Here is a 19,700-nt window from a genome sequence, read left to right as displayed (position 1 = left end):
CAATTCCCCCACTCTTTGCTGTTCAGAGTTGAGATAGCGTTATGTCTTCACGAATTTTAACCACCGACTTTTGCGGTCTTGACGATTTCGTCGAGAACCACGCGGCCAGGCTGCAAAAATCAGCCAGCGGCGCCGTCGCCGTGTTTGCCAATAACGCCCCGGCGTTTTACGCGCTGACGCCGGAGCGCCTGGCGCAGCTGCTGGAGCTGGAAGCGAAACTGGCGCGCCCCACCAGCGATATCACGCTGGATGCGCAGTTCTTTGACGAGCCGAACGCCGCGCCCGTCGCCGTGCCGATGGGTAAATTCGCCATGTATGCCGGCTGGCAGCCGGATGCCGATTTTCAACGTCTGGCGGCGTTATGGGGCATCGCCCTGACGCAGCCGGTCACCCCGGAAGAACTGGCCGCCTTCGTCGCCTACTGGCAGGCGGAAGGCAAAGTTTTCCACCACGTGCAGTGGCAGCAAAAGCTGGCGCGTAGCGTGCAAATTGGCCGTGCCAGCAACGGCGGGCAGCCGAAGCGCGACGTAAACGCCATTAGCGAACCCGATAACCAGATCCCGCGAGGTTTCCGAGGATGAGCATGAAAAACGTTGGCGATCTTATGAAGCGCCTGCAAAAAATGATGCCAGCCCACGTGCAACCGGCGTTTAAAACCGGCGAAGAGCTGTTGGCCTGGCAAAAAGAACAAGGCAAGCTGCGTTCGGAGGCGCTGGAGCGGGAAAACCGGGCGATGAAAATGCAGCGCACCTTTAACCGCTCCGGGATCCGCCCCTTACATCAAAATTGTTCATTCGATAATTACCGCGTCGAAAACGACGGACAGATGATCGCCTTGTCCCGCGCTCGTCAGTACGTTGAAGAGTTTGACGGCAACATCGCGAGCTTCATCTTCTCCGGCAAGCCGGGCACCGGTAAAAATCATCTTGCCGCCGCTATCTGCAACGAGCTGCTGCTGCGCGGTAAATCAGTATTAATCATCACCGTCGCCGATATTATGTCGGCAATGAAAGATACCTTCGGTAATCGGGAAACCAGCGAAGAGCAACTGCTAAGCGACCTGAGCCGGGTCGATCTGCTGGTTATCGACGAAATCGGTATGCAAACGGAATCGCGCTACGAGAAAGTGATAATCAACCAGATTGTCGATCGTCGCTCCTCCTCGAAACGCCCAACCGGCATGCTGACCAACAGTACGATGGACGAAATGAACAAACTGCTCGGCGAACGCGTCATGGATCGCATGCGCCTCGGCAATAGCCTGTGGGTGAACTTCACCTGGGATAGCTACCGCGATCGCGTTACCGGTAAAGAGTATTGAGAGATTTCCGAGCTCAAGCGGCGTTATACTGAAGAGATTCTTAAGTAACGACGAAGAGTACGTTTATGAAATCTTTGCAGACAGCTTTTTGCGCCGCTATCGCAGCCGGCGCGTTGATGGCGGCCCCCACCTACGCCGCCTCCTGGCAGGACTCACTCAATAGCGCCGCCAGCCAGCTCAGCAGCAGTTCCCAACAGAGCGGCGGCGGTATGTCTATGTCGTCCTTAACCAGCCTGCTCAATGGCGGCAACCAGGCGCTCACCTCCAGCAGCATGAACAATGCCGCCGGCGTTCTCTCTTACTGCGCACAAAAAAAACTGACCTCGGTCACCAACGCCGACAACGTGAAAAACCAGGTACTGGATAAGCTTGGCCTGAGCACGCCGGAGAAACAGAAACAAGATACCGGTTATCTGGAAGGGCTACAGGGATTGCTGAGCAGCAATAACGGCCAGCAGTTGAATCTCAACACCCTCGGCAGCAGCCCGCTGGCTGAAAAAGTGAAGACCAAGGCCTGTGACCTGGTGCTGAAACAGGGCGTTAATTTCCTGTCTTAAATTTCCCCGCCGATGCCGCGTTTGGAGCTTTAGCGTTGCCAGCGCGGCCGCAATCGCTATTTTTACTTTTCTGCTCCTGTTTTCCGCGCTATGACAGGATGAGACATCGTACAAAAAAGACGCTTTCTAAACCAATTCTGAATCACAGCACACTTTCATGACACTACAATTGCAGCAGAAAGACGCTGCCATTACAGTGTAGCGTGAAAATCGATCTATCCGGCCAGCCCGCCGCTGGCGCACATGAGGGTTAGCTGTGTCAGAGTTGTTATCCATCGCCTTGTTTCTCGCCTCGGTGGTGATCTATGCCTGGAAAGCCGGTCGCAATACCTGGTGGTTTTCTGCCACTCTTGCGGTGCTGGGGCTGTTTGTTGTGCTCAATATCACCCTCTACGCCAGCGACTACTTCACCGGCGACGGTATTAACGACGCGGTACTTTATACCCTGACCAATAGCCTGACCGGCGCGGGCGTCAGTAAATATATTCTGCCAGGTATCGGTCTGGTGCTGGCGCTGGTCGCCGTATTTGGCGCTCTCGGCTGGATATTACGCCGTCGCCGCCATCATCCGCATCACTTTGGCTACAGCCTGATTGCGCTGGTACTGGCGCTGGCCTCCGTCGACGCCAGCCCGGCGTTCCGCCAAATCACCGAACTCGTGAAATCGCAGTCCCGCGACGGCGATCCGGACTTCACGGCTTACTACAAAGAGCCGTCGAAAAGCATCAACAATCCGCATCTGAATCTGGTCTATATCTACGGCGAGAGCCTGGAACGCACCTACTTCAATAACGAGGCTTTCCCGGAGCTGACGCCGGAACTGGGTAAAATCAAAAGCGAAGGGCTGGATTTCAGCAACACCGCGCAGCTTCCCGGCACCGATTACACCATCGCCGGTATGGTCGCTTCCCAGTGCGGTATTCCGCTGTTCGCGCCGTTCGAAGGCAACGCTTCCGCAGCGGTATCCAGCTTCTTCCCGCAAAATATCTGCCTTGGCGATATCCTGAAAAACTCCGGTTACGAAAACTACTTTGTGCAGGGCGCCAACCTGCGTTTTGCCGGTAAAGACGTTTTCCTCAAATCTCACGGTTTCGATCACTTGTTCGGCGCGGAAGAGCTGAAAACAACGGTGGCCGACCCGTCCTACCGCAACGACTGGGGCTTCTACGATGACACCGTGCTCGACGAAACGTGGAAAAAGTTCGAAGAGCTCTCCCAATCCGGCAAACGCTTCTCGCTGTTCGCCCTCACCGTCGATACCCACCACCCTGACGGCTTTATCTCGCGCACCTGCGAGCGCAAACGCTATGACATGGATGGCAAAAAGAACCTCTCCTTCAGCGCCGTGGCCTGTAGCCAGGAGCACATCGCCGCGCTGATTGAAAAGATTAAGGCCTCGCCGTACTTCAAAAATACGGTCATCGTGGTCTCGTCCGATCATCTGGCGATGAAAAACAGCGCCTGGGATTATCTGAACAAACAGGATCGCAGCAATCTGTTCTTTATCCTGCGCGGCGACCAGCCTCAACAGGATGTGCTGGCCGTGAAGCGTAATACCATGGATAACGGCGCAACGGTGCTGGATATTCTCGGCGGCGATAACTATATCGGCCTCGGCCGCAGCAGCCTTTCCGCCGAATCGCTTTCAACCATTTTCATGAATATGAAAGAGAAAGTGCTGGCCTGGAAGCCGGATGTCATTCGTCTGTGGAATTTCCCGAAGGAGATTAAGAGCTTCAGTATCGACTCGCAGAAGAACATGATCGCATTCTCCGGTAGCCACTTCCGTCTGCCGCTGCTGCTGCGGGTCTCGGATCAGCGCGTCGAACCGATTCCGGAAAGCGAATACTCGGCGCCGCTGCGCTTTCAGCTGGCGGACTTCGCCCCGCGCGACAACTTCGTATGGGTCGACCGCTGCTACAAGATGGGCCAACTGTGGCGGCCGGAACTGGCGCTGTCCACCGACTGGTGCGTCTCTCAGGGTCAACTGGGCGGCGAACAAAAAGTACAGCATGTCGATAAGCCGCAGTGGCAGGGCAAAACCGCCTTCAAAGATACCGTCATCGATATGGAGCGCTATAAAGGCAACGTCGATACGTTGAAAATTGTCGATAACGATATTCGCTACAAAGCCGACAGTTTCGTGTTTAACGTCGCCGGCGCGCCGGAAGAGGTCAAACAGTTCAGCGGCATCTCGCGACCTGAGCTATGGGGACGCTGGTCCAACGCTCAGCTCGGAGACGAAGTGAAGATTGAGTACAAAGAGCCACTGCCGGAAAAATTCGACCTGGTGATCACCGCCAAAGCCTTCGGCCCGAACGCCAACCAGCCGATACCGGTACGCGTCGGGAAAAGTGAGCAAGTACTTACTTTAGCCAATGAAGTGACCACCACAACGCTGCATTTCGACAATCCGGCGCGCAGCAACACCTTAACTATCACTCCGCCGGAACCGCAGTCCACCAACGAAGGCAACATTGTCGGTCACGCGCCGCGCCAGTTAGGCATTGGCATGGTGGATATTAAAATCGTCAGCCGCGAAGGCTAATACCCGTAGCCCGGCTCCGCCGCCGGGCTAGTTCAACGGCAGGCACATCTCGTACTGCTGCAGCGCCAGCGGCGCATAGCCCGCCGATTTAAACAGCGGCGTGAAGGTTTCCGGGATGGTCACCGAAGTGCTTAGTCCAGGAAACTGTTGAGCCAGCGCGAGCAGCATTTCTCGCCCCAGCCCGCGTCCGCGCGCCGCCGGCGTCAGCCATAAAAACTGTAGCTGCGGCTTGCTGGCGGTGGTTGCCAGCACGGCGAAGGCCTGCTGCTGCAGCGTCAACGCCCGACAGGGCAAGGTAATAAAGGTCAGCGGATCCAGCAGCCACGGCAGTTGTCCTTCCAGCTCTACGCTTGCATGACGCAGCAGACTCAGCAAATCGTAATCCTCCAGGGTGGACTCACGCGGCTCCGCTTGCGCCGCGCTGAGATAGCCGCACAGCCCGTGACGCACGGTAAAACCCAATGACTGATACAGCGCCACCGCCCGGTGATTATCGCGGATCACTTCCAGCCACATTCGCTGTACGCCCTGAGCGCGTAAATCGGCGATAAGCGAAGTCATCAATTGTCGCCCTCGTCCTTTGCCGCGAAAGCCGGGATGAATAGCAAAAGCCGCCAGCCGCGCATCGCGCCCGCGGCGGGCGATGAGCCCGATAGCGGCCGGTTCATCTCCTGCCAACCACACTTTAGACTGCAACAGGTTTAACCCTTCGGCGCTAAAGCGCTGTACAAACAGATCTACCGACATCGACACCGGCACCAGATAATCGGCAAAGCAGTCATTCAAAATCGTAGTCAACTGCGCGCCGCTAAACTGGACGGCAGGAACGGCGGTGAACTCCATGCATTTCTCCCTGAGGCTGCTATGCTGAGGCAATGAAAACTAACACTATAAACCCCACCATCACTTTTCGCCTGACCGAAGAACGCGATCTGCCGCAGCTGCCCGCGCTGGAACGTTCGGCGTCACAGTCCTTTGCGCGCATTCCCGCTTTCGCCTGGCTGGCGGAAAGCCCGGTGATGAGCGTTGAACAGCACCGGCAATACCTGGAAACCGGCCACAGTCTGCTGGCGCTCGCTGACGACAGGCCCGTCGGTTTCCTGCTGAGCGAGCCGCTGGACGATGCGCTATTTATTGTAGAAATCTCCGTCCATCAGCAGTGGCAGGGCCAGGGCATTGGCCGCGCCTTGCTTAGCCAAACTATCGACAACGCCCGCCACGACGGCTTCCCGGCGGTGACGCTCACCACCTTTCGCGAGGTGCCGTGGAACGCGCCCTTTTATATCCGGCTGGGCTTCACCATCCTCAATGAACTGCACCTACCAGAAGGGCTGGCGGCGAAACGCGCGCTGGAAGCAGAGCACGGCCTGACGGCGGAAACCCGCTGCGCGATGCGCCTTGATTTTTAACGCCGCGAGAGGCGCCGCGCTGATTTTGTCACCGGTATATGGTACAAAGTACCATTCCCAATACATAACCTGATACCCGGAATGGCCTACTCGATCGATATCATCTCCTGCATCACCGACCGCTTTATGGCGCTGACCGCGACCGAAAAGCGCATTGCGCAGTTTATTCTCGACGACGTCGCCGCCGCGGCGGAAATGCCGATTGCCGAACTGGCGCGCCTGACCGACACCAGCCAGGCATCGGTGACGCGCTTTGCGCGTGCGCTGGGCTGTAAAGACGTGCGCGAACTGAAAATGAAGCTCGCCCAGTCGCTGGCCATTGGTCAGCGCTTTATTCTCGATGTGCCGGATCTGGAAGGCGTACAGGGAATTTATGAGTCGATCATCAGCGTGCTGGAAACCAACCGCCGGGCGCTGGATCTTGCGGCGCTGAAACGCGCGGTGGAATGGATTAGCGACGCCCGTCAGGTGCTTGCGCTGGGTATGGGCGGCGGTTCGACCATCTGCGCGCAGGAGATCCAGTATCGCCTGTTCCGCCTCGGGTTGCCGGTAGTCAGCCAGAGCGATGGCCTGCTGGTGCGCATGATGAGTTCAGCGGTGACGGCGAAAGATGTGGTGATTGTGCTGTCGCTCGGCGGCTATACCAAAGAGATGATCGAAAGCGCCGCCATCGCCCGGCAATACGGGGCGAAAATTGTTGCCATTACCCCGCCGGAAACGCCGCTGGCGGCGCAGGCCGATATCGTGCTGCCGCTACTGGTGAGCGAAAACGACTATATCTTTAAGCCCAGCGCTTCACGCTATGCGATGCTGGCGATGGTAGATGTGTTGGCCACCGAGCTGGCGATGGCCAATAAACCACAGGCGAAAGACCGTCTGCGCCGCATTAAGCTGGCGCTCGACGACCACCGTGACGGCGTCGACCGACTGCCGCTCGGCGATTAATCGCCGCAGGCGGCGATAAAGCGTTGCGCCTGCTGGCGGGTACGCGCCAACGGCTGCCCGGCGCGGTAGAGATCGCTGCCTAATCCCGCCCCCGCGCAGCCCGCCTGACGCCAGCTGTGCAGATTTTCCGGCGTCACGCCGCCTACCGCCAGCACCGGCACCTCCGGCGGCAACACCGCTTTCAGCGCGCGGATATAGTCCGGGCCGAATGCCGATGACGGAAAGATTTTCAGCCATTGCGCCCCGGCATCCAGCGCGCTAAACGCCTCGGAGGCCGTCGCGCAGCCGGCGCACACCAGCATCCCCTTATCTACCGCGCGGCGGATCACCGCCGGGGCCGTATTGGGCGTCACGATAAGCTTCGCCCCGGCTTCAGCCAGAAAATCAACCTGTTCAACCTTCAGCACCGTCCCTGCACCAATCACCGCCCGCTCGCTAAACTGGCGCACCATCGCTGGAATACTCTGCTGCCAGTCCGGCGAATTAAGCGGAATTTCAATATAGCGAAAACCCGCATCGATTAGCGCGGCGATATGCTCCGCCGCCTCATCGGGTTGAATACCGCGTAAAATCGCCACCAGTTTAACCTTGTCCATCTATCATCCTCGCCATACCCGAAAGAAACGCCGCCTCGCCGGAACAACAAGAAACGGCCAATCCGCGTGCCACCATCGCCTGCTGATAACGTGCGCTGAGCGAGCGCTCACCAACCAGTACCACGCGGCTGGCGCGATAGCGTTCGCTGAAGGTCGCCACCTCCGCGCCAATCAACAGCCCGGAGAGATAATCGCTCACCGAAGTCGCCGCCAGCGCCCCTAACACCCGCGCGGCGCGGGCGCTGAATAACCCGTCCAGTATCGCCGGCTGATTTAGCCCTTTTTCCATACCGAGAGCGAAAGCGGCGTCATCAGGTTGTTGTGCCGGCAGTTGCTGGCCGAGCAGCGAATGGTTAAGCAGCAGGTGATGCAGTTCGCCGGTCATCGCGGTGGCGAACTGGCGCACCACGCCGTTCTGCACCTGCACCCATTTGCAGTGGGTGCCGGGCATCACGTAACACTCCGCGGGCATCCGTTGCCAGGCCCCCAGCAGCTGGGTCTCCTCGCCGCGCATCACGTCGTACTCTGCGGCCTGCGCTACTTTCAGCCCCGGCACGATCCACACTTTTTCCGCCACCTCATGTAACTGACCGTTGAGCGCCTCCAGCGCCAGCGGGCAGGCCAGATAAGGCACCGGTTGCCAACCGGCATCGCTACCGATCATGCCCGCCATCACTACCGGCAGCGCGGGGTCGCCGCGCCACGGCGCCAGCTGCTGCTGAAAAACCGCTTCGGCGCGCTGCCCGTTCAGGCGCGTGATGCCGTAAGGCAGCTTCAGCTTGTCGATGCATTCGCCATCGCGCATCCGCCATGCCCGCAGCTGCGTAGAGCCCCAATCGACGGCAATATACTCGTTCATGATGGCCCCTTACCCGCGTGAGGTATGACGTTTGCCAATCGGCAGCGGCGGCGGCGTTGGGCAGCTTTCACGTTCGTGGGTAATCATTTCCAGCGCCTGCTCGCGGCTCAGGCTGCTGGCCGGGGTCAGTAACGTCACCACAACCGAAGCCACCAGGCTCGTCAGTACCGCCGGAATACACGGGTTGCCCCAGAACGCCAGCCAGTCGCTATCCACCAGCACCGCAACCGATGCCCCGGCGCCGCCGGCCAGCGCAGCGACCGCGCCCTGCCAGTTAAAGCGTGTCCAGAAACGGCCAAGCATGGTGCAGATAAACATCCCGGACATAATCATCGAGATCATTTTGGTGATATAGCTGATGATGTCGTTGGAGGTCAGGGCAAACAGCAGCGCCAGCGCAATCACCAGAACCAGGAAGATCCGCGACAGGCGAATCGCTTTCTCCGGTGCGGGCATATGGCCGGTCACCAGGGTGTAGAGGTCGCGCAGCATAATGGACACCGCGGCGATGGCATCAGAGCTGCCGGAAGACATATTGGCCGACATCCCGGCAATCAGGATCGCCATCGCCAGCACCGGCGGCAGCACCTGAGTGGCAAACAAGAAGGCGAAGCCGCTGTTTTCCAGCTGCGGGTTCATGGTCCATACCGCCATACCGATGATCGCCGGCAGGAAGGAAAATCCCAGATACAGCAGGCCGGTAATCGTGAAGGACTGACGTACCGAGGAGACGGTCTTCGCCGAGTAAATACGCTGGCGATAAGAAGGGGTCGCCAGCACGCCGACGCCGATCACCATCGCCAGCGATAGCGCCGGCAGCACGCCTAATTTATCGACCGCGAACAGGCTTTGCGCCGCCGGATCGACGGCCTGCTGAATATGGCTCCAGCCGCCAACGTGATGGACTGCGAGTACCGCCATCAAAATAAAGCCGACGAACAGCACGATCGATTGAATAGTATCGATCCACACCACCGCGGAATAGCCGCCAATACCGACATAAACCACAAAAGCCAGCGCGATAATAATTTTCGCGACATTAATATCAATGCCGCTGGCCCACGCCAGATATAATCCGCCACCTAATATATGCGCTCCCAGCCAGCCGATAGAGGCAATAAAAATAAGTATCGCGACGAGGTTTTTAATTATTTTACTGCCGCCGGTGTAATACGACATTTCTTCACTCATGGTCATGAAGCGAAGTTTACGTACCGGAGCGAATAACCATGCCACCAGCAGGATCCCCACCGCGCCGCCGAGGCCGTAAAGCATCCCGGCCCAGCCGTTGCTGTAGCCAAAGCCGACGGCGCCGACGCTGGAGCCGGTGCCCACCATGGTGCCGACCGTCGAACCGAGAGTGAGGATCATCGGCAGCGAACGGCCGCCAAGTAAAAAGTCTTCGCCGGTTTTCTGTTTGCGCGAAACGTACCAGCCTAAGGTAATCATCGCGCAGGCATAAACGGAAAACCAAATCATAAATGACATATTATTCATGGCTCACATCCAGACGTAATAAATAATATTCGTGCCGCTGAATATTATGAGTTAACAGGAACCATGCCTGAAAAAAGGCATAGCGAACCCAGTGGCACCGATTTATTTATTCACTCTGGTGCCGATATCACACTTTTTTGATGCTCCCTCCCGCAAAGGGAGGGATTTATTTTTAGGTTTCGAGCGTTATTGTCGCGCAGCGTTAAAACAGGTCACATCCACTTCAACTTTGCAATCCACCACCAGGTCCGCCACGCAGCAAATGCGCGCTGGCGGATTATCGCCAAAGAACTCGCGAAATACCTTATTGAACGACTGAAAATAGCGCGCGTCGGTGAGGATCACTTTCACGTGTACCACGTCCGCCAGGCCGTAACCGGCTTCGCTCATGATATCGACGCAGTTCTGGATCGCCAGCCGCGATTGTTCGACGATGCCGCCTTCCACGACTTCGCCATTTTTCATCGGCGTCTGCCCGGAGACATATAGCCAGCCGCCCGCTTCCACCGCGCGGGCGAACGGCAGATGCTGACCGCCGGTTCCGGTACCGCCTTCCACGCCATAACGTTTGATACTCATACTCAACTCCTTAGTCCATCCGACGGCGCAGGAAACGCCCTGCCCGCCCGGTAATTTTCTTATCACTGCCGTAGCTCATCACGCCGTTGACCATCACCGCCTCAATGCCGTCCGCCGGGCGTTTCGGGTCGGAGAAACTGGCGACATCGCGCACCGTCTGCGGGTCAAACAGCACCAGGTCGGCGAAGTAGCCAATTTTCACCAGCCCGCGATCCGCCAGCTGGAAGCGCGCCGCCGACAGCCCGGTCATCTTGTGTACCGCGGTAGTCAGCGGGAATAGCTGCTCGTCGCGGCTATAGTGACCAAGTACCCGCGGGAAGGCGCCCCACAGGCGCGGATGCGGCATCGGATCGTTCGGTAGCCCGTCAGAGCCAATCATGGTGACCGGATAGCGCATCACCCGCCGTACGTCCTGTTCATCCATGTTGTAGTAGATAGCGCCCGCCGGCATCAGCCGCGCCGCGGCCTCGTGCAGGCTCACCTGCCACTCATCGGCGATCTGCTGCAGCGTTTTCCCCGCCTGCTCCGGCTGCGCTTCGGACCAGGTGATCACGATATCAAACTCATCGGTCACCTGTTTCATATCCAGCGTCGACGAGCTGGCGGAGTAGGGATAACAGTCGCAGGCGATATCCTGCTGCTGGCGCATCTCATCGAAAAACGTCAGCGTCTCTTTGGTACGCCCCCAGTTTTTCGCCCCGGCGCACTTGTGGTGCGAAACCACCACCGGCACGTTGCCGTGACGGCCGATACGGAAGGCTTCGTCCAGCGCCTCAAGAATCGGCTCGAACTCTGAACGTAAATGGGTGGTATAGACGCCCTTCCCGGCGGCTAACTCTTCCGCCAACGCCATCACCTCTTCGGTGGTCGACTGGAAGGCGCTGGCGTAGGCCAGCCCGGTACTGAGCCCTAATGCCCCCTGGCGCAGCGCATCGCGTAGCTGTACGCGCATGCCGGCGATTTCCGTCTCGTTCGCCGGACGAAACAGATCGTCCATATGGTTATTGCGCAGCGCGGTGTGACCGATTAACGTGCCAACATTCAGCGACGGCCGCGCCGCTTCAACCGCATGGGCATAAGCCTCCACGGTGGGATAGATAAAGTGCTGCTGCTCGCCGAGGAGATTCATCGGGTCCGGCACTTCGCCGCGCATAGTGGCGGTCGCCGCGCTAATCCCGCAGTTGCCGACGATCACCGTCGTCACCCCCTGGCTGAGCTTCGGCAAGTACTCAGGCATGCGGATAACGTTGATATCATCATGGGTATGCACATCAATAAAGCCCGGCGCCAGTACCCGCCCCTGGCCATCAATTTCCTGCTCCGCCGCGACGTCCAGCGCCGGGGCGATAGCGATTATTCGGTCGCCCTTCACCGCCACATCGGCACGGTATTGCGGCCCGCCGCTCCCGTCGATCACCGTGACGTTTTTGAAAAGCCAGTCAACTTTCATAGCAATTACTCCCTTTCGACATGCCGATAAGTTAACCATTTACAAGCGCAAAAAACAGTGGAAAACTACGCAAAGCCCAGATCATTTTGTGATACTTTTATTCAAAAAAAATAACATTTTTATATTAAAAATATATTTATCAAATAGTTATAAATGATACCCAGCGACTAACCGATTATAAACCCTGAAAGGATAGTGTTATGAAATACCATTCAGCACCGCTCATCCCGCACAAATCCGCCCTCATGTCCGCGCCGGCTAATCTGCTGGCGGAAGAGGTCTGTCTGCCCGCCGCGCTGTTAAAAAAGTCGGCGCTGGAAAACAATATTTCATGGATGCAGCGCTATGCCGACGCCCGCGGCGTGTCGCTGGCGCCGCATGGTAAAACGACAATGACGCCATGGATATTTCAGGCGCAGCAGCGAGCGGGAGCGTGGGGGATCGGCGTGGGTAGCGCCTGGCAGGCCAGCGCGGCGATGGCCAGCGGCATCCAACGCGTCCTGATGGTCAATCAGCTGGTCGGCAAGGCCAATATGCAGGTGGTCGCGCAGCTAAAAGCCCACTATCGGGCAGTAGATTTTATCTGCTGCGTCGATAGCGAGGCCAACGTGCGCACCCTCTCCGCTTTCTTCACCGCCCAGGGACAAACGCTGGATGTGCTGATTGAACTTGGCGTGCCGGGCGGGCGCTGCGGCTGTCGTAGCGTCGATGACGCGCTGGCGCTGGCGCAGCGGGTAAGCGACCTGCCGGGGTTACGGCTACGCGGACTGGAATTGTATGAAGGAGTGTTGCACGGCGACGATCCGCAGCCGCAGGTAGAAGCGTTATTACAACAGGCCGCGGCGCTTGCCTGCCGCATGGAGCCGCTGGTTGACGGCGAATTTATTCTCACCGGCGCGGGCACCGTCTGGTATGACGTGGTGTGCAACATCTGGCTGGCGGCGGCAAAACCGCGCCGCTGCCGTATCGTCATCCGCCCTGGCTGTTATATCACCCACGATCGCGGTATCTACGATCTCGCACAACAAGAGCTGATCGCACGCGATCCGATTGCCTGCGATCTCGCCGGCGATCTCACTTCAGCGCTGGAGCTGATGGCGATGGTGCAATCGGTGCCAGAGGCGGATCGCGCAGTGGTGAATTTCGGCAAGCGCGACTGTGCTTTCGACGCCGGGCTGCCGCAGCCGATCGCCCATTATCGTAACGCCCAGCAGTTAGCGCTGCGCGCGGAGTCGATCGTCAGCACCGGCATCATGGATCAGCACTGCATGCTGCGCCTGGCGCCGGGCAGCGATGTGCAGGTCGGCGATATTCTGCTGTTCGGCACCTCGCACCCGTGTCTGACCTTTGATAAGTGGAAGACGTTGCTGCTGGTCGATGACGACTACAACGTGCTGGACGAGCTCGACACGCTGTTTTGACCGGCATCCCGGGTGGCGGCGCTTCGCGCCTTACCCGGGCTACACAACCCGCGACGTTCGGTAGCCCGGCTAAGTGTAGCGCAAGCCGGGGAATGTACCGGATGGCGGCTGCGCCTTACCCGCCCTGGCGCAAGGCGCAAATCTCATCATGCAATGAACGGCTAATGACGACCCCCTGCCGCTCACTCTGCTGGCGGCAGGCGAAACGCCGCTCGCCCGGCAGCCGCGCCCCCTGATCCTGCATCGCATTGAACAACGTTTCGGCGCGCGCCTGCTGCTCTGGTGCCTGCGCGCCGAGAAAGCGCTGCGGATCCAGCGCCAGGATAAGCTCGCCGCCGTAGGGGAGACCGCCCGCGCCGTTATCCCACGCCAGCGATTCGGCGCTGGTCATATCGCCGATAAGCGGCCCGGCCAGCAGCTCGACCATTGCCGCCAGCGCCGAGCCCTTATGGCCGCCGAAAGTTAACATCGCGCCGTTCAGCACCTCCGCGGCATCGGTCGTCGGCTGTCCCTGACTGTCGATTCCCCACCCTTGCGGTAGCGCTTTGCCGGCGCGCTGATGCAGCTGGATCTCGCCGCGCGCCGCGGCGCTGGTCGCCATATCAACAATAAACGGCGGCTTATCCCGCCGCGGCCAGCCAAAGGCGATAGGGTTGGTGCCGAACAGCGGACGCGTGCCGCCCGCCGGGGCGACCCAGGCGTGACTTGGCGTGCAGGACAGCCCCACCAGCCCTGCCTCGGTCAACGGCTCAATATCGGCAAACAGCGCGGAAAAATGGACGCAGCGGTTAATCGCCAACGCCGCAATGCCGCTGTGCCGCGCCTTCTCCAGCAGTAACGGCAGCGCGCGCTCGTAGGCCAGCAGCGAAAAAGCGCCGCCGGCGTCCGCCCGCGCAATCGCCGGCGCCTGATCGTGGATTTGCGGCTCGGCATCAGGCGATACCTTGCCTTTACGCAAGGTATCGACAATGCCCAACAGCCGCCACAGGCCGTGGGAAGCGCAGCCGTCGCGCTCCCCGGCGGCCACATTACGTGCAATGGCCGCCGCGTGGTCGGCGCTAAATCCATTGGCGCTGAGTACCTCCAGCGCCAGGTCATAAGCTTCAGGTAACGATAGAGTTACCGACTCCATACTGTTCTCCTTTACTCTTCTTCGTCTCCGCTAAAGTTAGCCTGCGGCAGGCAGCTGCGCGCGCCCCAGTAGTAAATCCCCAACGACATCGCCGCCACCAGCACCGTATCCCAGGGGTGACCTATGACATTAAGCCCGCCGAAGCTGCCCAGCCAGGAAAAGAGGATAATCAACGCATAAAAAACGATCAGCCACAGCGACGATTTCACCTGCTGCGCCAGGCTCACGGTATGTTCCGGCACCTTACCTTTGCACATCACATAGACGACAAACATCACGATTTGCAGCCCCAACAGCCACGAGAGCGTATTCCAGCCGGACCAGTAGACAATCAGCGCCGAGATCATAAACGATACCGGGCCGATGATGCCGAAGGCGCGCACGCGGAACGGCCGCGGCAGATCCGGCGCGTTGCGGCGCAGCCCGGCGGCGGTTACCGGGGCGATGGCGTAGCTCAGCACCAGGGCAGCCGACACCACACTAATCAGCTGTTCCCAGGATGGGAACGGCAGCGTCCAGAAAATCGACAGTCCAAAAGTCAGCCATAGCGCCGGGCGCGGAATACCTGACTCTTTATCAATATGGGTAAAGGCTTTAAAGAAGGTACCCGCCTTCGCCCAGCCGTAGATCACCCGCGGCGTCGCGTTCATATAGATATTGCCGGTGCCGCTCGGGGAGATGATCGCATCGCTTATCACCATAAAGGCCAGCCAGCCCATGCCGAGGGTAATAGCGATATCGCGATACGGCAGCGAGAACTGTTTGCTCACCTCGGCCCAACCGCCGCTCAGCATCTCGGTGGGGATACTGCCAAGAAACGCCAGCTGCAGCAGCACGTAGATAATCGTCGACAGCACCACTGATAAAATCAACGCGATAGGGATAGTGCGCTGCGGCTTTTGCACTTCGCTGGCTACCGAGATAATCGGCGTCAATCCCAGATAAGCGAAGATAATTCCCCCCGCACTGATCGCCGCTTCCACCCCGGACATGCCGAATGGCGCAATACCCTGAGCGTGCAGGTTCTCCGGTTTAAAGAAGGCGAATAGCGTCACCACCACCAGCAGCGGCACCAGAAACTTGAGCACGCTGATGAAGTTGTTCGATCGGGCGAAGGTCTTGACGCTGTAGTAGTTCAGCGCAAAGAAGAAACAGAGCAGCAGGAACTGCACCACCCACCCCAGCAGCGTCGGCGAACTGGAACCCGGCTGGGTCAACGCCGGAAACCAGGCCGCGGCATATTGCCGGGCGGCGACGATTTCAATCGAGATCAGGCTGGAGAAAGCGATCAGGGTGATGAACCCCAGCAGATAGCCCATCAGCTCGCCGTGGGAAAAGACCGGGTAGCGAATAATGCCGCCGGCGCGCGGCAGCGCCGCCCCCAGTTCGCAGTAGACAATCCCCAACAGCAATACTGCAAAACCGCCGATCACCCACGACGCGATCCCGGCCGGACCGGCGATGGAGGCCACGTGGCTGGCGGCGAATAACCATCCGGAGCCGAAAATCGCGCCCAGGCCGATAAACGTGAGATCCGTTAGGGTCAGCTGTTTTTTAAACTTACCCGACTCTGCAACGCGGGTTTGACTGTTATGCGTAGAGTGAATGGTCATGGTGATGCCCTTGCGTCAATGAGAGGAGGAAATCGCTTCCCGGGTCCACTGGCCGTTGACCAGGCGCAGCAGGTTCAAAGGGTTCGCATCCTGCAGCGCCGGCGGTAACAGGGCGGCGGGCGCGTTCTGCAGACAGACCGGGCGCAGAAAGCGTTCAATCGCCCGGCTGCCAACCGAAGTCCCGCGCGCGTCGGTGGTCGCCGGCCACGGGCCGCCGTGGACCATCGCATCGCACACTTCCACGCCGGTGGGATAACCGTTAAACAGTACCCGTCCGGCCTTTTCGCAAAGCAGCGGTAGCAGGCTCGCCGCCAGCGGGCCATCATCCGCCTCGGCATGCAGCGTCGCGGTGAGCTGCCCCTGCAGCGCTTTCACCACCGCCTGCAGCTGGGCCACGTCGTCCACTTCCACCAGTAGCGATAGCGGGCCGAAAACTTCGGTCTGCAGCAGCGTATCCTGCGCCAGCAGATCCTCGGCCTGAGCCTGCCATAGCAGGGTCTGCGCCTGCCCGGCGCCGGCGGCGATGCCGCTCGCCAGCTTCTCGATACGCGGGTGCGCCGCAAGCGCCGCCACGCCCTGGCGGTAGTGCTCAAGGGTCGGCGCATTGAGCAATACCTGCGGCGGGGAGCCCGCTACCGCCGCGCACAGCGCCGACTTAAAGCGTTCCAGCCCGGCGCCGCGCAGCGCCAGAATCAGCCCCGGACGGGTACAGAACTGGCCGCCGCCGAGGGTGAATGACGCCACCAGCTCGTTTGCCAGCGCCTCGGCCCGCGTTTGCAGCGCCTGCGGCAGAATAATCAATGGGTTAATCGCCGACATTTCAGCAAACAGCGGGATTGGCTGCGGGCGTTGCTGCGCCAGCTGATACAGCGCCTTACCACCGGCCAGCGAACCGGTAAAGCCAACGGCCTGAATCGCCGGATGGCGGACTAATTCGGCGCCGATATCGGTCCCGAAAATCATATTGAATACGCCGCCGGGTAAACCGCACCGCACCACCGCCCGGACGATCGCTTCAGCGGTCAGCTCGGCGGTGGCCATATGGCCCGGATGGGCCTTCACCACCACCGGGCAGCCAGCCGCCAGCGCCGAGGCGGTATCGCCGCCGGCGGTGGAAAAGGCCAACGGAAAGTTGCTGGCGCCAAACACCGCCACCGGCCCTAACGCCTGCTGATACTGGCGCAGGTCCGGGCGCGGCAGCGGCTGACGGTCGGCTAAGGCGGTATCAATACGGGCGGCGAAGGTATCGCCGCGCTGGATCACGCCAGCAAACATTCTCAGCTGGCCGCTGGTGCGCGCCCGTTCACCCTGCAGCCGCGCCAGCGGCAGCGCGGTCTCCTGTCCGGCGATAGCAAAAAACGCCTCGCCCAGCGCATCCAGTTCATCAGCAATGGCGTTGAGAAAGCGCGCCCGCTGCTGCGGCGTGGTTTGTGAATAGACGGCAAAGGCCTGCTGCGCGGCTTCTGCGGCCTGAGCGGCTTCCTCGCGTGAAGCCGGATAAAAGCGGTGGCCGGTGGCTTCGCCGTCCACCGCCCGTAGGCTCAATAGCGTCGCCTCACCGCTGGCAATGCGGCGTCCGGCAATAAACTGCCGTCCCGCCGTGGTCTGAGATGCATTCATATTGACTCCTGTGCTCAGAGGCCGACATCCGGCAGCGTCGGACGAGTCGCCAGCGCCTGTTCAACGATCGCCACCACCTGCTGGCGCGTTTCGCCTTCCAGCGCCAGACGAGGCGGACGAGTGATGGCGCTGCCGCGACCCAGCAACTCTTCACACAGCTTGATGCACTGCACCAGATCCGGACGCGCATCGAGATGCAGCAGCGGCATGAACCAGCGGTACAGCGCCATCGCCTCTTCGTAACGCTGCTGACGGGCGAGACGGAATAACGTTTCCCCTTCGCGCGGGAAGGCGTTGGACATCCCGGAGATCCAGCCTTCCGCGCCGACGGCGATGCTTTCCACCACCACGTCATCCAGCCCGGCAAACAGCACGAAGCGGTCGCCAACGGTGTTACGCAGGTCGATAAAGCGGCGGGTATCGCCGGAGGAGTCTTTAAAGCAGACGATGTTGTCGCAGTCGGTCAGGGTGGCGAGAATGTCCGGCGTCACGTCGTTTTTGTAAATCGGCGGGTTGTTGTAGACCATAATCGGCAGGTCGGTAGCGCTCGCCACGCTGCGGAAGTGGGCCGCGGTTTCATGTGGTTTTGAGGAGTAGACCAGCGCCGGCATCACCATGATCCCGTCGACGCCGACGCGCTCCGCCTCTTTCGCCATTTTCTGGGCAAAGGCGGTGGTGAACTCGGCCACCCCGGCGATGACCGGAATTTTGCCGCCGGCGGCATCCTTCGCCACCTCGATAATCTGCAGTTTTTCATCGGTGCTCAGCGAGGTGTTTTCACCTACGCTGCCGCACACCACCAGCCCGGAAACGCCATCTTTCACCAGGTTTTTCATCACCGCGTGAGTGGCGTCTAAATCGAGGGAGTAGTCGCTACGAAACTGCGTGCTGACCGCCGGGAATACGCCGCTCCAGTGAATCGCTTTTTTGCTCATGCTCGGTTCCTTGTCGTCATTTTGTTAAGTCAAAGTGAATGAATGGTGAATATTCACTGACAGATTGACGTGTCGCGGAACCGGCGGCTTGTCGGTTTTCCCTCAATACGATGACGAAATTAGCACAGTCGGCAAAAGTGTGAGCCAGCGTTTATCCGAGCAGCGTGAGGCGAAAATCGCGCGGCGTCGAGCCGGTCATCGCCTTGAACTGGCGGCTAAAAGCGCTGTGATCGGTATAGCCGCACTGCAGGGCGATATCGGTAATCGGCGTATCGCCAGCCAGCAGTTCGGTGGCTTTTTCCAGCCGCACTTTGTGGATCATCTGCCGCGGGGTGAGATGAAAGATCCGCTTGCAGTAGCGTTCGATCTGCGCAATCGACATCCCGCTTAAGGCGGTTAACTCTTCCATGGCGATCGGCCGGTGATAGTGGCGGCGTATATGATCGTCGACGATCGCCAGCCGCTGCCATGCCGGATGGCGGGCGTGGGCCTCCTGCAGATCGTGCGAGATCCCGGCCATGCCGATCACCTGGCCGCTGATATCGCGTAGCGCCAATTTCTGCGTCAGGCACCAGCCGCGCTCGCGGCCATTGTAGAGATGCATTTCCAGCTGATCGCGCAGGGTCACGCCTTCCCGTAGTACCCGAAGATCCTGCTCGGTATAACCCTGACCCAGCGCGGAAGGAAAGACATCGGCGGAGGTTTTGCCCAGCAGCGAGGAGACGCTTTTGAAACCACAGCGGCGGGCCAGCGTCAGGTTCGCCAACAAATAACGCGCCTGGCGATCTTTGATAAAAAAGACCACATTAGGAATGGCATTGAGCAGGGGCGCAATCAGCGCCAGCGCATTCAGCAGCGCCGGCATATTTTCCGGCCGCTGGCGCGCCAGCCCTTCGCAGATCTGGCTCAGCTCATCGACGGCCAGCTCAGGTTGGTTAACCGCGCGCGGCGGCGCCGCATCAGAAACACCGATCATAAGGCCTCCTCATGGTAAGTGACCGAGGGATATTTATTCACTTTCCGTTAACACCACAAGCAGCAAGCGCTGGATTTGCGATCCTGGATCCGCTTTACGCCTTCCCCTGATTTAGCCACTGGCGCAATGGTCACTTTCGGTTTACCACAGCATTAAACAAATGATTAATAAGAAATAACTATGTGAAATAGAAATATACCGCGCTCAGTACTATGCAGATTTCGTCATTTTCTCTGACGAAA

The 19,700-nt window shown here is 59.3% G+C and carries 19 protein-coding genes; 8 read left to right on the top strand and 11 right to left on the bottom strand.

Annotation, left to right across the window (positions count from 1 at the left end):
* Positions 1-41 precede the first annotated feature (41 nt).
* The 4 genes from dnaT to opgB all read left to right on the top strand — a co-directional run bounded on the left by dnaT (position 42) and on the right by opgB (position 4,426).
* On the top strand, positions 42-581 hold the full coding sequence (gene dnaT / locus AC22LX_RS21540; protein WP_487334209.1) for a primosomal protein DnaT: 540 nt from the start codon (positions 42-44) through the stop codon (positions 579-581).
* 2 nt (positions 582-583) lie between these two features.
* Complete coding sequence (dnaC, locus tag AC22LX_RS21535) at positions 584-1,321, top strand: replicative helicase loader DnaC (protein ID WP_026612409.1); 738 nt, start codon at positions 584-586, stop codon at positions 1,319-1,321.
* Between the two features lie 65 nt (positions 1,322-1,386).
* A complete protein-coding gene (locus tag AC22LX_RS21530; RefSeq protein WP_015368407.1) occupies positions 1,387-1,878 on the top strand; it encodes a YjjA family protein in 492 nt (163 codons plus the stop codon).
* Positions 1,879-2,134: 256 nt separating this feature from the next.
* Entirely contained in the window at positions 2,135-4,426 is a 2,292-nt protein-coding gene (gene opgB, locus AC22LX_RS21525) for a phosphatidylglycerol--membrane-oligosaccharide glycerophosphotransferase (protein ID WP_045395509.1), read from the top strand.
* A gap of 27 nt (positions 4,427-4,453) precedes the next feature.
* Here opgB and AC22LX_RS21520 read toward each other — a convergent pair whose 3' ends face one another.
* Positions 4,454-5,269 (bottom strand): GNAT family N-acetyltransferase, encoded by an 816-nt coding sequence (locus AC22LX_RS21520; RefSeq protein WP_045395507.1) that lies wholly within the window; start codon positions 5,267-5,269, stop codon positions 4,454-4,456.
* A gap of 32 nt (positions 5,270-5,301) precedes the next feature.
* Here AC22LX_RS21520 and AC22LX_RS21515 point away from each other — a divergent pair, with 32 nt between their 5' ends.
* Entirely contained in the window at positions 5,302-5,835 is a 534-nt protein-coding gene (locus tag AC22LX_RS21515) for a GNAT family N-acetyltransferase (RefSeq protein ID WP_487334208.1), read from the top strand.
* 81 nt (positions 5,836-5,916) lie between these two features.
* On the top strand, positions 5,917-6,780 hold the full coding sequence (locus AC22LX_RS21510) for a MurR/RpiR family transcriptional regulator (RefSeq protein WP_015368411.1): 864 nt from the start codon (positions 5,917-5,919) through the stop codon (positions 6,778-6,780).
* Here AC22LX_RS21510 and AC22LX_RS21505 read toward each other — a convergent pair.
* From AC22LX_RS21505 to AC22LX_RS21485, 5 genes are all read right to left on the bottom strand, one after another.
* Positions 6,777-7,376 carry a 2-dehydro-3-deoxy-6-phosphogalactonate aldolase gene (locus AC22LX_RS21505; protein ID WP_049059818.1) on the bottom strand — a complete coding sequence of 200 codons (600 nt, stop codon included), beginning with the start codon at positions 7,374-7,376 and terminating at the stop codon, positions 6,777-6,779. The genes AC22LX_RS21510 and AC22LX_RS21505 overlap by 4 nt on opposite strands.
* Positions 7,363-8,235, bottom strand: coding sequence for a 2-dehydro-3-deoxygalactonokinase (locus tag AC22LX_RS21500; RefSeq protein ID WP_049059819.1), 873 nt, complete (start codon positions 8,233-8,235; stop codon positions 7,363-7,365). The genes AC22LX_RS21505 and AC22LX_RS21500 overlap by 14 nt, the downstream gene beginning before the upstream one ends.
* Positions 8,236-8,244: 9 nt before the next feature.
* Positions 8,245-9,732, bottom strand: a complete 1,488-nt coding sequence (locus AC22LX_RS21495; protein WP_487334207.1) for a sodium:solute symporter family protein — start codon at positions 9,730-9,732, stop codon at positions 8,245-8,247.
* Between the two features lie 186 nt (positions 9,733-9,918).
* A complete protein-coding gene (locus AC22LX_RS21490; protein ID WP_015368415.1) occupies positions 9,919-10,311 on the bottom strand; it encodes a RidA family protein in 393 nt (130 codons plus the stop codon).
* Between the two features lie 10 nt (positions 10,312-10,321).
* The gene (locus tag AC22LX_RS21485; RefSeq protein ID WP_045395497.1) at positions 10,322-11,761 is read right to left on the bottom strand and encodes an N-acyl-D-amino-acid deacylase family protein; all 1,440 of its coding nucleotides are present in this window, start codon (positions 11,759-11,761) and stop codon (positions 10,322-10,324) included.
* Here AC22LX_RS21485 and AC22LX_RS21480 point away from each other — a divergent pair.
* Positions 11,739-11,918 carry a hypothetical protein gene (locus tag AC22LX_RS21480; protein WP_487334206.1) on the top strand — a complete coding sequence of 60 codons (180 nt, stop codon included), beginning with the start codon at positions 11,739-11,741 and terminating at the stop codon, positions 11,916-11,918. The genes AC22LX_RS21485 and AC22LX_RS21480 overlap by 23 nt on opposite strands.
* Before the next feature lie 43 nt (positions 11,919-11,961).
* Complete coding sequence (locus tag AC22LX_RS21475) at positions 11,962-13,182, top strand: amino acid deaminase (protein ID WP_487334205.1); 1,221 nt, start codon at positions 11,962-11,964, stop codon at positions 13,180-13,182.
* A 115-nt stretch (positions 13,183-13,297) separates the two neighbouring features.
* Here the strand turns inward: AC22LX_RS21475 and AC22LX_RS21470 are convergent, their stop codons facing one another.
* From AC22LX_RS21470 to AC22LX_RS21450, 5 genes are all read right to left on the bottom strand, one after another.
* Positions 13,298-14,314 (bottom strand): Ldh family oxidoreductase, encoded by a 1,017-nt coding sequence (locus AC22LX_RS21470; protein WP_487334204.1) that lies wholly within the window; start codon positions 14,312-14,314, stop codon positions 13,298-13,300.
* Positions 14,315-14,325: 11 nt separating this feature from the next.
* On the bottom strand, positions 14,326-15,927 hold the full coding sequence (locus tag AC22LX_RS21465; protein WP_045395494.1) for an APC family permease: 1,602 nt from the start codon (positions 15,925-15,927) through the stop codon (positions 14,326-14,328).
* A 15-nt stretch (positions 15,928-15,942) separates the two neighbouring features.
* Positions 15,943-17,547: an aldehyde dehydrogenase (NADP(+)) gene (locus AC22LX_RS21460; RefSeq protein WP_487334203.1), complete on the bottom strand. Its 1,605-nt coding sequence runs from the start codon at positions 17,545-17,547 to the stop codon at positions 15,943-15,945.
* Between the two features lie 14 nt (positions 17,548-17,561).
* Complete coding sequence (locus AC22LX_RS21455) at positions 17,562-18,482, bottom strand: dihydrodipicolinate synthase family protein (protein ID WP_008807565.1); 921 nt, start codon at positions 18,480-18,482, stop codon at positions 17,562-17,564.
* 151 nt (positions 18,483-18,633) lie between these two features.
* Complete coding sequence (locus AC22LX_RS21450) at positions 18,634-19,458, bottom strand: AraC family transcriptional regulator (protein ID WP_023288209.1); 825 nt, start codon at positions 19,456-19,458, stop codon at positions 18,634-18,636.
* Positions 19,459-19,700: the final 242 nt, after the last annotated feature.

This window comes from Klebsiella sp. PK01 (assembly GCF_057624675.1).
This window is presented reverse-complemented; position numbering and strand designations above follow the sequence as displayed.

Bases quoted from the DNA above. Each gene is read 5' to 3' on its own strand.
- dnaT (WP_487334209.1), top strand. From the start codon at position 42: ATGTCTTCACGAATTTTAACCACCGACTTTTGCGGTCTTGACGATTTC.
- dnaC (WP_026612409.1), top strand. From the start codon at position 584: ATGAAAAACGTTGGCGATCTTATGAAGCGCCTGCAAAAAATGATGCCA.
- AC22LX_RS21530 (WP_015368407.1), top strand. From the start codon at position 1,387: ATGAAATCTTTGCAGACAGCTTTTTGCGCCGCTATCGCAGCCGGCGCG.
- AC22LX_RS21520 (WP_045395507.1), bottom strand. From the start codon at position 5,269: ATGGAGTTCACCGCCGTTCCTGCCGTCCAGTTTAGCGGCGCGCAGTTG.
- AC22LX_RS21515 (WP_487334208.1), top strand. From the start codon at position 5,302: ATGAAAACTAACACTATAAACCCCACCATCACTTTTCGCCTGACCGAA.
- AC22LX_RS21510 (WP_015368411.1), top strand. From the start codon at position 5,917: ATGGCCTACTCGATCGATATCATCTCCTGCATCACCGACCGCTTTATG.
- AC22LX_RS21505 (WP_049059818.1), bottom strand. From the start codon at position 7,376: ATGGACAAGGTTAAACTGGTGGCGATTTTACGCGGTATTCAACCCGAT.
- AC22LX_RS21500 (WP_049059819.1), bottom strand. From the start codon at position 8,235: ATGAACGAGTATATTGCCGTCGATTGGGGCTCTACGCAGCTGCGGGCA.
- AC22LX_RS21495 (WP_487334207.1), bottom strand. From the start codon at position 9,732: ATGAATAATATGTCATTTATGATTTGGTTTTCCGTTTATGCCTGCGCG.
- AC22LX_RS21490 (WP_015368415.1), bottom strand. From the start codon at position 10,311: ATGAGTATCAAACGTTATGGCGTGGAAGGCGGTACCGGAACCGGCGGT.
- AC22LX_RS21485 (WP_045395497.1), bottom strand. From the start codon at position 11,761: ATGAAAGTTGACTGGCTTTTCAAAAACGTCACGGTGATCGACGGGAGC.
- AC22LX_RS21475 (WP_487334205.1), top strand. From the start codon at position 11,962: ATGAAATACCATTCAGCACCGCTCATCCCGCACAAATCCGCCCTCATG.
- AC22LX_RS21470 (WP_487334204.1), bottom strand. From the start codon at position 14,314: ATGGAGTCGGTAACTCTATCGTTACCTGAAGCTTATGACCTGGCGCTG.
- AC22LX_RS21465 (WP_045395494.1), bottom strand. From the start codon at position 15,927: ATGACCATTCACTCTACGCATAACAGTCAAACCCGCGTTGCAGAGTCG.
- AC22LX_RS21460 (WP_487334203.1), bottom strand. From the start codon at position 17,547: ATGAATGCATCTCAGACCACGGCGGGACGGCAGTTTATTGCCGGACGC.
- AC22LX_RS21455 (WP_008807565.1), bottom strand. From the start codon at position 18,482: ATGAGCAAAAAAGCGATTCACTGGAGCGGCGTATTCCCGGCGGTCAGC.
- AC22LX_RS21450 (WP_023288209.1), bottom strand. From the start codon at position 19,458: ATGATCGGTGTTTCTGATGCGGCGCCGCCGCGCGCGGTTAACCAACCT.